We start from the raw sequence: 12,785 nt of genomic DNA on the forward strand, positions 1-12,785 counted from the left end.
GTTCTGCGAGGAGAGCCATGACCGCGGTCACCCCTGCCCGAAACCAGGACGAGGAAGGCTCGGCCGAGGACGCGTACGACTACGACGTCCTCGTGGTCGGCTCCGGCTTCGGCGGTTCGGTCACCGCCCTCCGGCTCACCGAGAAGGGCTACCGGGTCGGCGTCCTGGAGGCCGGCCGCCGCTTCACCCGGGAGACCCTGCCGAAGAACTCCTGGGACCTGAAGAACTTCCTGTGGGCGCCGACGCTGGGCCTGTACGGCATCCAGCGCATCCACCTGCTCGGCAACGTGATGGTCCTCGCGGGCGCGGGCGTCGGCGGCGGCTCCCTCAACTACGCGAACACGCTGTACGAGCCGCTGGCGCCGTTCTTCGACGACCCGCAGTGGAAGGACATCACCGACTGGCGCGCCGAGCTCGCCCCGTACTACGACCAGGCGAAGCGGATGCTGGGCGTCCGGCTCAACCCGACGATGACCCCCTCCGACGTGCACCTGAAGGCCGCCGCCCAGGCCATGGGGATCGGCGACACCTTCCACATGGCGCCGGTCGGCGTCTTCTTCGGGGACGGAGACGACGGCGACGGTACGGCGAAGGCGAAGCCCGGCGGGGAGGTCGCCGACCCGTTCTTCGGCGGTGCGGGCCCCTCCCGCAAGGCGTGCACCGAGTGCGGCGAGTGCATGACCGGCTGCCGCCACGGGGCCAAGAACACCCTCAACGAGAACTACCTCTACCTCGCCGAGAAGGCGGGCGCGGTCGTCCACCCGATGACCTCGGTCGTCGCCGTCACCGAGGACTCGCGCGGCGGCTTCGCGGTCAAGACCCTCCCCACCGACGACCGGAAGAAGGGCAGGGGCCGCACCTTCACCGCCCGGAAGGTGGTCGTCGCCGCCGGCACGTACGGCACCCAGACCCTGCTCCACCGGATGAAGGACAGCGGTCTGCTGCCCCGGATCTCCGGCCGGCTCGGCGAGCTGACCCGCACCAACTCGGAGGGCCTGGTCGGCGCCCAGACCACCGACCGCCGCTACCGGCGCAGGCACGGCGGGCGGAAGGCCGACTTCACCCGGGGCGTCGCCATCACCTCCTCCGTCCACCCGGACGAGAACACCCACATCGAGCCGGTCCGCTACGGCAAGGGCTCCAACTCGATGGGCGGCCTCACCGTCCTGCAGGTGCCCTACGGCGCCCACCGGGTGCGCAACTGGGCCCTCAACATGGCCCGGCACCCGCTGCTCGCGCTGCGCTCGCTCTCCAACCGGCGCTGGTCCGAGCGGACCATCATCGGCCTCGTCATGCAGTCCCTCGACAACTCGCTGACGACCTACCGCAAGCCCGGCGGCCTCGGGAAGGGCCTGCTCACCGCCCGGCAGGGGCACGGGGCGCCGAACCCGACGCAGATCGAGGCGGCGACCCGGGCGGCGACCCTGATCTCCGAGGAGATCAACGGCTTCGCGGGCTCCAACATCGGCGAGCTGATGGGCACGCCGCTGACCGCGCACTTCCTCGGCGGCTGCCCCATCGGCGCCGACGCGGAGTCCGGCGTCATCGACCCGTACCACCGGCTCTACGGCCACCCGGGCATCTCGGTCGTGGACGGCGCGGCGGTCTCGGCGAACCTCGGCGTGAACCCGTCGCTGACGATCACGGCGCAGGCGGAGCGGGCCATGTCCTTCTGGCCGAACAAGGGCGAGGAGGACCCGCGGCCGCGGCAGGGCGAGGCGTACGTGCGCGTGGCGGCGGTCGAGCCGAAGTCCCCGGCGGTCCCGTCCGAGGCGTTCGGCGCGCTGCGGCTGCCCTTCCTCGGGATGCCGGCGGTCCCGCCGAAGAAGACCCCGTAGCCGGCCGGGGTGGAGACACGGAAAGGGCGCTGCACCCCCCTCCGAGTGCAGCGCCCCTCCGGTTTTTCGGTGTTGCTGCATAGATGACCGCCGGGCCCCGCCTTTGGTTGTAGGCGTTGTACGAGATCTTTGTGTGACCCGCGTCACGTGATGGTGGCGGAGCGTGAAGAGGGCCCGTGCCGCGATTCCGGTCGCGGCACGGGCCCTGGGTCGGCACCGGTGTCAGGGCAGCGGCGGTGCCGAGGGGAGCGGCGCCGGGGGGTGCGCCGCGTCGGGGAGGGAAGTCGGAGGGGACGGTTCGTGACGGGGTGGGGGAGGGTGAGCCGGTTGCGGTCGGCCCCGGGCGTCCCCGGGACCGACCGCCCTTTCTGGGTGACCGGGCTGCTGTCCCCTGCCGTCCGGTCACGTGCGCTGGGGCGAGGTCCCACGACGTGCGAGAAGCACGTCACACGCCCCAGCGAAGCCACGCGTGGTTTCCTGCGGGCCCGCCCCTGGCTGGCACGGACACCCCGCTCAACGAGGCCCGGAGGCGGCCGGTCACGCGCCGTACGGGTGAGTCCGGCACCGAACGGGGGTGCGGGCCCCCACCCGCCGGGTGCGGGCGGGACGCGGCGGGTGGGGGCCTCGGGCCCCGACGGCCTCGGGCCCCGACGGCCTCGGGCCCCGACGGCCTCGGGCCCCGACGGCCTCGGGCCCCGACGGCCTCGGGCCCCGACGGCCTCGGGCCCCCGGCGGTCTCGGGCGCGGGCGCTTCAGGCGCGGCCGGCCTCAGACGCGGCCCCGGCACAGCTCCAGCATCGTCATCGCCAGCGCCGTGCCCGGCTTGCCCAGCGCGTCCCGGTAGTGGGCGAGCACGTCCATCTCGCGGGCCAGGTTCACCCGCCGGCCGCCGGAGGAGATCCGGGCCTCCTGGATCACCGCGGAGATCGCCATCCGCTCCTGGATGAGACCGATGATCCGGTCGTCCAGCGCGTCGATCCGCTCGCGGGCGTCACCGATCAGCGAGGCCGCCTCGTCGGTGCGGGCGCCGGTCTGCTCGGTGGGGGTCTTCGTGGCGGCGGTCTTCGTGGTCATCTGGGGCTCCTGGTGGTGGGGAGGGGCCCCGGATCGGCACGGCCCGGGAAACGCCAGACGCCCCGGGCCTTGTCGGCCCGGGGCGCCTGGGAAGTCGCTTGTCAGTTGCTCAAGCAGCACGACCATGGCAGCCGGTGGGCCGGTTGCCATAGGTAAAGACGAAGGTCGGGTGCTTGCGCATGGCGAACAGTATGGACCCCGCCCGCCGTACCGGGGCAAGCCGGGCCCGGATGGTGAGACGAAGGCCACCTTGGTTCGGATGGTGAGACGAAAAGCCTCACGCGCGCGCCGGTAGAATCGACAAATAGCCCCCTCCCTCGGGAAACCTCCCACCGCCGGGGGAGCCCTCCTACCGCCGGAAGGCCGCCGTAGTGTCATCAGCGTCCCCCGCTGCCGCGCCCGACGTCACCAACCCGGACGTAGTCCTCGTTGTCGACTTCGGCGCCCAGTACGCCCAGCTCATCGCCCGTCGCGTCCGTGAGGCGCGGGTCTACAGCGAGATCGTCCCGTCCACCATGCCGGTGGCCGAGATGCTGGCCAAGAACCCGAAGGCGATCATCCTCTCCGGCGGTCCGTCCTCCGTGTACGCCGAGGGCGCCCCGCGCCTCGACCGTGCCCTCTTCGAGGCCGGCGTCCCCGTCTTCGGCATGTGCTACGGCTTCCAGCTGATGGCGACGACCCTCGGTGGCACCGTCGACAACACCGGCGCCCGCGAGTACGGCCGCACCCCGCTGCACGTCTCCAAGGCCGGCTCCACCCTCTTCGAGGGCACCCCGGTCGAGCAGTCCGTGTGGATGTCGCACGGCGACGCCTGCTCCGCCGCCCCCGAGGGCTTCACCGTCACCGCCTCCACCGACGTGGTCCCGGTCGCCGCCTTCGAGAACGACGAGAAGAAGCTCTACGGCGTCCAGTACCACCCCGAGGTGCTGCACTCCACGCACGGCCAGCAGATCCTGGAGCACTTCCTCTACCGCGGCGCCGGCATCGAGCCCTCCTGGACGACCGGCAACGTCATCGAGGAGCAGGTCGCGGCCATCCGCGCCCAGGTCGGCGACAAGCGCGCCATCTGCGGCCTCTCCGGCGGCGTCGACTCCGCCGTGGCCGCGGCCCTCGTGCAGAAGGCCATCGGTGACCAGCTCACCTGCGTCTACGTCGACCACGGCCTGATGCGCAAGGGCGAGACCCAGCAGGTCGAGAAGGACTTCGTCGCCGCGACCGGCGCCCGCCTGGTCGTCGTCGACGCCGAGAAGCGCTTCCTCGACGCCCTCGCCGGCGTCTCCGACCCGGAGACCAAGCGGAAGATCATCGGCCGCGAGTTCATCCGCGTCTTCGAGCAGGCCCAGCTGGAGATCCTCCAGGAGGAGGGCCCCGAGGTCGCCTTCCTGGTGCAGGGCACCCTCTACCCGGACATCGTCGAGTCCGGCGGCGGCACCGGCACCGCCAACATCAAGTCGCACCACAACGTGGGCGGCCTTCCCGACGACATCGAGTTCGAGCTCGTCGAGCCGCTGCGGCAGCTCTTCAAGGACGAGGTCCGGATGGTCGGCCAGGAGCTCGGCCTGCCCGACGAGATCGTCCAGCGCCAGCCCTTCCCGGGCCCCGGCCTCGGCATCCGCATCGTCGGCGAGGTCACCAAGGAGCGCCTGGACCTGCTCCGCGAGGCCGACGCCATCGCCCGCGAGGAGCTGACCGCCGCCGGTCTCGACCGCGAGATCTGGCAGTGCCCGGTCGTGCTGCTCGCCGACGTCCGCTCCGTCGGCGTCCAGGGCGACGGCCGCACCTACGGCCACCCGATCGTCCTGCGCCCGGTCTCCTCCGAGGACGCCATGACGGCCGACTGGTCGCGCCTGCCGTACGAGGTCCTCGCCAAGATCTCCACCCGGATCACCAACGAGGTCGCCGACGTCAACCGCGTCGTCCTCGACGTCACCAGCAAGCCCCCGGGCACCATCGAGTGGGAGTGACCCCTCCCGCACACGCACGAGGCCGCCGTCCCCGCACCCGCGGGCGGCGGCCTCGCCGCTTCCCGGCCCGCCCGCCCAGACCCGTCCCGTCCGGCCTCTGGTGACTTGACCGGCAGGGCGTTACCTTCCGGCGCATGACCGAGACACCGGCCCCCGTCCCCGTCGACCGGCTCCACTTCGCCATGCCGCCCGTCCACGCGACGGCCGAGGAGGAACGCCTCCACCGCAAGCAGCGGCTCGCCGGCGCGCTCCGCCTCTTCGGACGGCTCGGGTACGAGGAGGGCGTCTCCGGTCACCTCACCGTCCGCGACCCCGAGTACGACGACTGCTACTGGGTGAACCCCTTCGGCGCGCCCTTCGGCGACCTCACCGCGAGCGACCTCGTCCTCGCCAACGGCGACGGCCAGGTCGTCCTCGGCGACCAGCACGTCAACCAGGCCGCCTTCACCGTCCACGCCCAGGTCCACCGCGCCCGCCCCGACGCCGTCGCCGTCGCCCACACCCACTCCACCCACGGCCGGGCGCTGGCCGCCCTCGGCGAACTCCTCGACCCCCTCACCCAGGAGGCCTGCGCCTTCTACCAGGACCACGCCCTCTACGACGCCTACACCGGCGTCACCGTCGACGCCGAGGAAGCCCGCCGGATCGCCCTCGCCCTCGGCCCCTTCAAGGGCATCGTCCTGCGCAACCACGGCCTCCTCACCGTCGGCGCCTCCGTCGACGCCGCCGCCTGGTGGTTCATCGCCATGGACCGCTGCGCCCGCATCCAGCTCGCCGCCCGCGCCGCCGGCAAACCCGTCCTCATCGACCACAAGGACGCCGTCGCCACCCGCGAACAGCTCGGCAGCGACCTCGTCGCCTGGATCAACTACCAGCCCCTCTGGCGCAGGATCAGCCGAGCGGAGCCCGAACTCCTGTCGTAACACCATCGCTTCACCCTTCTGTACGTCAATGGGATGGCTCGGCAATCACTCTTCGGCGGGGCGCGCGCGGCCCTCGCGAGCACCCTCGGTGCGGCACAATTCCGAGGAACCAGCGGCAGGTTGAGGTCGAAACCTCGAACTCGGGAAGTGACAACACCGTGGCGGTCCAAGAGGCGAGACACTACGGCGGGCGCCACGGCGCCGACGCCCACCCGACGGCCTGCGCCGGCTGCGCCCACTGCGGCGAGACCGGTCACCGGCGGGCCGTCGCCGCCTTCCTCGCCCGCCGGGAGGAACTCGCCGCCGGCCACGGCGTCCCCGTCGCCGTCGCCCACTCCCCGGTCGCCGCCCGCCAGTGGGTCTCCGACGAACTCGCCCAGTCCGCCCGCGCCGTCACCGCCCACGGCCGGGAGGCCTCACTCGCCTGGCTCGCCCGCGTCCGCACCGGCAGCCTCGCCGCGATCTGGGCCGCCGTCCTCGCCCTCCTCCTCGGCCAGGCCCTCACCGCCCTCGGCACCGGCTGGACCACCACCCGCACCGCCGGCCTCTGCACCGCCCTCCTCCTCGCCGTCCCGCTCACCGCCGCCGCCCACGCCCACCGCGCCCGCGGCGGCCTCCTCGCCCCCCTCACCGGCGAGGACAACCGGCTCTCCACCACCCGCGCCGTCGCCGCCGCCTGGCTCCTCTTCCTCTGCTACGTCCTCCTCTTCCTCACCTCCCGCGCGCTCACCGCCACCCCCGCCGCCTTCGGCCTCGCCCGCGCCGCCGGTCTCGTCACCGTCCTCGCCCTGGTCTCCGCCGTCGCCGTCACCGCCCGCCTCGTGGTCGCCACCCGCATCGCCGGCCGCCGGCTCCAGAAGGTCCGCGCCGACCGGCCCCGCGCCGCCGACCTCCTCTGCGACGACAACGGCCGCGCCGACCTCGCCGACGTCCAGTACGTCCTCGTCTCCGGCGGCGTCCTCGCCCTCGCCGCCGTCCGGCTCGCCGCCGACCCGGCCCGCCTGCCCGAACTGCCCTGGTCCCTCGCCCTCCTCCTCGCCGTCTCCGCCGTCTGGCACCTGGCCGCCAAGTACACCGAGGGCGGCCCGCCCGCCGTCCACGCCGTGGTCCGCGCCCGCGAGGCCGGCGACCTCGACGCCCCCATCCGCACCGGCGACGACATCGAGATCCGCGGCCACGGCTTCGTCCCGCCCGGCGCCGCCGCCCCCGACCCGCTCACCCGGCTCGTCGTCCGCATCGGCCCCGTCCACGCCCACGTGCCCCTGGTCCCGGTCCCCGGCGGCTTCGCCAACCCCACCGACACCGTCCTCACCGTCCCGCTCCCCGCCGACGTCGAGCCCGGCCGGGTCGAGATCTCCGTCGTCACCGCCGCCGGCTTCGAGACCGACCGGGTGACGATCGACGTCGCCGACTGAGCATCCGGTCCTCTCCCCGTGTCCCCTCACAGGACAACCGGGGACAATCGGTCCGCGAACAGTCGTACGGGGCGTGGAGAGGTGACCGATCATGAGCAAGTACCCGGACCGCCCCCGAGGGACCCGGTCCCGCCTGAAGGACCGCACGGACGCCTGGCGGGCCACCGCCTCCCGCTACGCCCTCCTCCCGCTCCGGATCTTCCTCGGCGTCACCTTCGTCTACGCCGCCCTCGACAAGCTCACCGACCCGGCCTTCCTCGCCGACACCGGCACCGGCTCCATCGGCGAGACCATGCGCGGCGTCCGCGACTCCTCCGCCGTCCCCGGCCTCGTCGACCTGGCCCTGAACAACCCCACCGCCTTCGGCTACGCCATCGCCCTCGGCGAGCTCGCCGTCGGCCTCGGCACCCTCCTGGGCCTCTTCGCCAGGGTCGCCGCCCTCGGCGGCGCGCTGATCTCCCTGAGCCTCTGGCTCACCGTGAGCTGGCAGGTCGAGCCGTACTACCTCGGCAACGACCTCGCCTATCTCATGGCCTGGCTGCCGCTGCTGCTCGCCGGCGCACCGGTGCTCTCCGCCGACCGGCTCCTCGCCGAACGCCGCCGGATGCCGTAGGCCACCCACGTCGCCAGGCCGGCCACCCACAGCGCGACCCACATCACCGGGAGCGCCAGCCACCACGGTGCCGACCAGAAGCCGGCCAGCTCCCCGCCGTACGCCCCCGCCAGGCCGAGCGCGGCCACGCCGACGACCAGCCGGCCGGGACGGAACTCATGAAGCAGCACGGGTGACCTCCACCTGTCCAAGTCCGACCTCCAGCGAGAGGTCCAGCGTCCCCGCCGGGTCCGTCCCGGCGGGCGGGTTCAGCGTCCGCGTCTCGTCGCGGTCCGGGGCGACGTCGATGTCGTCCGGCGCCTGCCCCGGCAGCTGCAGATCACCGAGACCCACCTGGGCGTGGAGCTTCACCACCACGTCCTGCGGCACGATCACCTCCAGCTTCCCCGCGCCCACGTCCACCGCCGTCGACACCGTCTTCCCCTCGGGCACCGCGAGCCGGGACAGATCCAGTGTCCCCACCCCCGTGCCCAGGTCGTACTGCGGCCGCACGGCGGCCACCGAGGCCGGCGTCCACGTCTCCCGCGTCCAGTCCGTGGTGATCTTGTCCGGCAGGGCGAGCGCCCCGGCGAGGAGCGCCGCCGTCACCACCGTCTGGAAGATCGTCCCGAAGCCGGTGCGCCCCAGGAAACTGCTGACGACCAGACCCAGACCGAGCACCGCGAGCGCGGCCGCGAGACCCGTCGCCAGACTGGTGCCCAGCGGCTGCGACTCCCACGTCAGGGCCGTGCCCGTGATCGCGGCGGCGATCGAGAGCAGATCGACGAGACCGGCGATCGAGTACGGGCTGCGCCGCACCGACGGCGCCGGCCGCCCGGGGTCGACCGGCGGGCCCCACTGGCTGCCCGGCTTCGGCACCTCGCCGCCCACCCGGCCCTGCTCGTCGACGATGCCGTGCGGGCCCCACAGGTAGCCGATGGCCACCTTGCCCGTCGACCCGTCCTTCACGATCGGGTCCCGCCACCACGAGCTCATCTCCCGCTCGACGAACGTCAGCGGCGGGGCCTTCGTCTCCGGCGGCACCGGGACCCGGCCGTGCGGGGCCGCGGGCTTCGCCGCCGCGGCGCCCTCGGCCTCCCCGTCGACCCCGCGCCGCTGCGACCAGTACGCGGCACCGGCCGTCACCAGCGTCAGCGTCACCGCGAAGCCCATCAGCGAGCCCGTCCGCAGCGTCGACAGGAAGATGCCGCAGCCCACAAGCGCCATGAGTACCGCCGCGAGCGAGGCACCCGACACCCGGCCGGTCAGCAGCCGCCGGCCCTCGCTCTCCTCCTCGCCCGCGAGCGGGATCACCAGCCACGCGAAGCCGTAGAAGACCAGCCCTATCCCGCCGGTCACCGCCAGCACCGCCAGCACGACCCGGAAGATCACCGGATCCATGTCGAAGTGCCGGCCGAGGCCGCCGCAGACCCCGCCGACCACGCGGCTCTTCTGCGAGCGGCGCAGGGGAGCGGTCGGCGCGGCACCCGCCGCCGGCGGGGCCTCGTCCTGCGTGTGCTGCGAAGGCGTCGAACTCGTCATGCGTCCATGGTGACCGCCCGTGACCCCGGGACGGCACCGGGAACGACCCTGGCACGACCCTGATATTCGACGGCCGCGCCACCCCGAGGCGAACCCGGGGTCGATCTCAGGGCGGACCCTGATGCCCCGGACGCGCCGGGCGTGTGACGATCGGTGCATGTCCGCAACCGCTCGTGTCACCGACCGTGTCACCGACACCGACGAACCGCCCGTGCGCAGGCTCTACCGGAGCGCCGACGGGCGGTGGCTCGGCGGTGTCGCGCGCGGTCTGGCCGGACACCTCGGTCTGCCCGTCGCGTGGGTGCGCGCCGTCTTCGCGGTGCTCGTCCTCACCGAGGGCCTCGGGCTGCTGCTGTACGCGGTGTTCTGGATCGTCGTCCCGCTCGGCGTCGGCGGCAAGGCCGAGTCCCGTCCCCTCTTCGAGCTCTCCGAGGACGGCCGACGCCGGCTCCGCAAGCCCGACCGCGGCCAGATCGTCGCCCTCGTCGCCCTGGCGATCGGCGCGTCCGTCCTCATCGCGAACCTGCGGATCGACGGCGAGACCGGACGGTACGTGTGGCCGACGCTCCTCATCGGCGTCGGCGTCGTCCTGGTCTGGCGCCAGGCGGACAACGCCCGCGCCGAGGTCTGGACCGGCCGGGGGGCCACACGGCGACGGCGCGGCTTCCACCTCGTGCGGGGGCTCGTCGGCGTGGCCCTGGTCGGCACCGGCCTCGCCGTCTTCGTGGTCGTGCGCGGCTCGATCGCCCAGATCGGCACCGCGCTGACCGCCTCCGTCGCCGTCCTCACCGGCATAGCGCTGCTCGCCGGCCCCTGGCTGATACGGATGTCGCAGGACCTCACCGCGGAGCGGACCCTGCGCATCCGCGCCCAGGAGCGGGCCGAGGTCGCCGCCCACGTCCATGACTCCGTCCTGCACACCCTCACCCTGATCCAGCGCAACGCCGACGACGCCGGCGAGGTCCGCCGGCTCGCCCGCGCCCAGGAGCGGGAGCTGCGGAACTGGCTCTACAAGCCCGAGGGCACCGGCAAGGACGAGGAGCCCGAGACCCTCGCCGAGGCCGTGAAGCGGGCCGCCGCCGAGGTCGAGGACAAGCACGGCGTGCCGCTCGAAGTGGTGGTCGTCGGCGACTGCCCGCTCGACGAGAAGCTGGCCGCGCAGATGCAGGCCGCGCGCGAGGCGATGGTCAACGCCGCGAAGTACGGTGGCGAGGGCGGGGCGGTGCAGGTGTACGCCGAGGTGGAGGGGCGCACGGTCTTCGTGTCGGTGCGCGACCGCGGCCCCGGTTTCGACCTGGACCAGGTCCCGGAGGACAGAATGGGCGTACGGGAATCGATCATCGGCCGGATGCAGCGCAACGGCGGTACGGCTCGCCTGCGGGCCGTACCGGGCGGGGGCACCGAGGTCGAGCTGGAGATGGAGAGGGCGGACGGATGAGCGACGAGACCGGGACGACGGCCGGAGCCGGCGGGGAGACGGGTACGGGCACGGCGGGAGGCGCCGGCGGTGCCGGGCGTCGGGTGCGGGTCGTCCTCGTCGACGACCACCGGATGTTCCGCACCGGCGTGCAGGCCGAGATCGGGCGGACCGACGTCACCGGCGTCGAGGTCGTGGGCGAGGCCGCCGACGTCGACCAGGCCGTCACCGTGATCACCGCGACCAGGCCGGAGGTCGTCCTCCTCGACGTCCACCTGCCCGGCGGCGGCGGGGTCGAGGTGCTGCGCCGCTGCGCCGGGCTGATGTCCGCCGCCGAGGACCCGGTCCGCTTCCTCGCGCTCTCCGTCTCGGACGCGGCGGAGGACGTGATCGGCGTGATCCGGGGCGGTGCCCGCGGCTATGTGACCAAGACGATCACGGGCACCGACCTGGTGGACTCGATCTTCCGGGTGCAGGAGGGCGACGCCGTCTTCTCCCCGCGCCTCGCCGGCTTCGTGCTCGACGCCTTCGCGTCCACCGACGCGCCCCCGGTGGACGAGGACCTGGACCGGCTGACCCAGCGGGAGCGGGAGGTGCTCCGGCTGATCGCCCGCGGCTACGCGTACAAGGAGGTCGCCAAGCAGCTGTACATCTCGGTGAAGACCGTCGAGTCGCACGTCTCCGCGGTGCTCCGCAAGCTCCAGCTGTCCAACCGGCACGAGCTGACCCGCTGGGCCACCGCCCGCCGTCTGGTCTGAGACGGCTCGGGCGGCCCGAGACGCCTCAGCCGACGCGGGTGGCGCCCGCGAAGGGCATCTCGTCGATCGGCGCGATCCGGACGGGGGCGCCCGGCCGGGGCGCGTGGATCATCTGGCCGCCGCCGATGTAGAGGCCCACGTGGCTGATCCCCGAGTAGAAGAAGACCAGGTCGCCCGGGGCCAGCTCGGAGCGGGAGACCCGGCGCCCGGCGTTGATCTGGGTGTACGTGGTGCGGGGCAGGGAGACTCCGGCGGCGCGCCAGGCGGCCTGGGTGAGCCCCGAGCAGTCGTAGGCGGAGGGGCCGGTGGCGCCCCAGACGTACGGCTTGCCGAGCTGGGCGCGGGCGAAGGAGAGGGCGGCCGAGGCGCGGCCGGTGGCGGGAGCGGAGGCGGGGGCGGACGCGGAGCCCGCTCCGGGCCCGGTGACCGTGCTTCGGTCACCGGAGGAGCGGTCCGCCCGGGCCGTGGCGCCGCCCCCGGTGGCCGTGGGGGTGGTGCGGGCGGCGACAGCGGCCTCGTACCGGGCCCGCTCCTCGGCGGTGAGCCGGGCGAGGAGCCGGCGGGCGGCGGCGAGCTTGTCGAGGACGGTGGCCTTCTGCCGGCGCAGTTCGGCCTCGTGGCCGCGCAGGGCGGTGAGCCGGTCGGCGGATTCGGCGCGCAGCTGGGCGAGTCCGGCGATCTCCCGGCGTACGGCGGTGACCGTGGCGGCCTGCCGGTCGCCGGCCTTCCGGGCGAGCGCGGCCCGCTCCAGGTAGTCCTCCGGGTCCGAGGTGAGGGCGAGCTGGACGGCCGGGTCGAGGCCGCCCGACCGGTACTGGGCCGCGGCGACGGCTCCGAGGCCCCGGCGGGCGGTGTTCAGCCGCTCGGTGCGGCGGGCGGCCTCGTCGCGGAGCCGGTCGTAGGAGACGCGGGCGGCGTCGGCCTGTTCCTTCGCGCCGTTGTACCGCTCGGTGGCGACCTCGGCCTCCTGGTAGAGGCGGTCGACCTCGGTCCTGACCTGGGCGGGGGTGCGGCCGGGGCCGGCCGGGTCGGCGTGCCCGGAGCCCTCGAAGAGGGTCGCGGTGGCCGCGGAGGCGAGGGCGAGCGTGGCGGCCGTGCGGGCCGCGGGGCGGCCGAGCGGGGACGGCCTGGGTTTTCGGTGCGCTGCCACGAGGGCGGGTCACATCCTCTCCCTGTGGGGGGACGGTGCCGGCCGGAGCCAGCGGCGGACCGCACAGGGGAGACGGGCCGCCGCCGGGGTTCTCCGGCGGGGTGGCCGGCAC

At 73.8% G+C, this 12,785-nt stretch carries 10 protein-coding genes; 7 read left to right on the top strand and 3 right to left on the bottom strand.

Annotated features, from left to right (window positions below; genetic code table 11):
• Window positions 1–17: 17 nt before the first annotated feature.
• Complete coding sequence (locus HHL19_RS12335) at window positions 18–1,838, top strand: GMC family oxidoreductase (RefSeq protein WP_169088590.1); 1,821 nt, start codon at window positions 18–20, stop codon at window positions 1,836–1,838.
• Between the two features lie 768 nt (window positions 1,839–2,606).
• On the opposite strand, the gene HHL19_RS12340 is transcribed toward HHL19_RS12335, so the two are convergent.
• Window positions 2,607–2,912, bottom strand: a complete 306-nt coding sequence (locus HHL19_RS12340) for a chorismate mutase (RefSeq protein WP_169088592.1) — start codon at window positions 2,910–2,912, stop codon at window positions 2,607–2,609.
• 371 nt (window positions 2,913–3,283) lie between these two features.
• Between HHL19_RS12340 and guaA the strand changes: the two genes are divergently transcribed.
• The 4 genes from guaA (at window position 3,284) to HHL19_RS12360 (ending at window position 7,827) form a co-directional block, all read left to right on the top strand.
• The gene (guaA, locus tag HHL19_RS12345; RefSeq protein ID WP_169088594.1) at window positions 3,284–4,876 is read left to right on the top strand and encodes a glutamine-hydrolyzing GMP synthase; all 1,593 of its coding nucleotides are present in this window, start codon (window positions 3,284–3,286) and stop codon (window positions 4,874–4,876) included.
• A gap of 134 nt (window positions 4,877–5,010) precedes the next feature.
• On the top strand, window positions 5,011–5,799 hold the full coding sequence (locus tag HHL19_RS12350) for a class II aldolase/adducin family protein (protein WP_169088596.1): 789 nt from the start codon (window positions 5,011–5,013) through the stop codon (window positions 5,797–5,799).
• A 158-nt stretch (window positions 5,800–5,957) separates the two neighbouring features.
• The gene (locus HHL19_RS12355) at window positions 5,958–7,214 is read left to right on the top strand and encodes a hypothetical protein (RefSeq protein ID WP_169088598.1); all 1,257 of its coding nucleotides are present in this window, start codon (window positions 5,958–5,960) and stop codon (window positions 7,212–7,214) included.
• 91 nt (window positions 7,215–7,305) lie between these two features.
• Entirely contained in the window at window positions 7,306–7,827 is a 522-nt protein-coding gene (locus tag HHL19_RS12360; protein ID WP_169088600.1) for a DoxX family protein, read from the top strand.
• 156 nt (window positions 7,828–7,983) lie between these two features.
• On the opposite strand, the gene HHL19_RS12365 is transcribed toward HHL19_RS12360, so the two are convergent.
• Window positions 7,984–9,348, bottom strand: coding sequence for a PspC domain-containing protein (locus tag HHL19_RS12365; protein ID WP_169088602.1), 1,365 nt, complete (start codon window positions 9,346–9,348; stop codon window positions 7,984–7,986).
• Window positions 9,349–9,505: 157 nt separating this feature from the next.
• Between HHL19_RS12365 and HHL19_RS12370 the strand changes: the two genes are divergently transcribed.
• Entirely contained in the window at window positions 9,506–10,786 is a 1,281-nt protein-coding gene (locus tag HHL19_RS12370) for an ATP-binding protein (protein WP_206324750.1), read from the top strand.
• A complete protein-coding gene (locus HHL19_RS12375; protein ID WP_169088607.1) occupies window positions 10,783–11,523 on the top strand; it encodes a response regulator transcription factor in 741 nt (246 codons plus the stop codon). The genes HHL19_RS12370 and HHL19_RS12375 overlap by 4 nt, the downstream gene beginning before the upstream one ends.
• 25 nt (window positions 11,524–11,548) lie before the next feature.
• On the opposite strand, the gene HHL19_RS12380 is transcribed toward HHL19_RS12375, so the two are convergent.
• Window positions 11,549–12,673 carry a C40 family peptidase gene (locus HHL19_RS12380; protein ID WP_169088609.1) on the bottom strand — a complete coding sequence of 375 codons (1,125 nt, stop codon included), beginning with the start codon at window positions 12,671–12,673 and terminating at the stop codon, window positions 11,549–11,551.
• Between the last annotated feature and the right edge of the window lie 112 nt (window positions 12,674–12,785).

This window comes from Streptomyces sp. R302 (assembly GCF_012927245.1).
Classification (GTDB): domain Bacteria; phylum Actinomycetota; class Actinomycetes; order Streptomycetales; family Streptomycetaceae; genus Streptomyces.

Coding starts and splice junctions, on each gene's coding strand:
- HHL19_RS12335 (WP_169088590.1), top strand. CDS start 18: ATGACCGCGGTCACCCCTGCCCGAAACCAGGACGAGGAAGGCTCGGCC.
- HHL19_RS12340 (WP_169088592.1), bottom strand. CDS start 2,912: ATGACCACGAAGACCGCCGCCACGAAGACCCCCACCGAGCAGACCGGC.
- HHL19_RS12350 (WP_169088596.1), top strand. CDS start 5,011: ATGACCGAGACACCGGCCCCCGTCCCCGTCGACCGGCTCCACTTCGCC.
- HHL19_RS12360 (WP_169088600.1), top strand. CDS start 7,306: ATGAGCAAGTACCCGGACCGCCCCCGAGGGACCCGGTCCCGCCTGAAG.
- HHL19_RS12365 (WP_169088602.1), bottom strand. CDS start 9,348: ATGACGAGTTCGACGCCTTCGCAGCACACGCAGGACGAGGCCCCGCCG.
- HHL19_RS12370 (WP_206324750.1), top strand. CDS start 9,506: ATGTCCGCAACCGCTCGTGTCACCGACCGTGTCACCGACACCGACGAA.
- HHL19_RS12375 (WP_169088607.1), top strand. CDS start 10,783: ATGAGCGACGAGACCGGGACGACGGCCGGAGCCGGCGGGGAGACGGGT.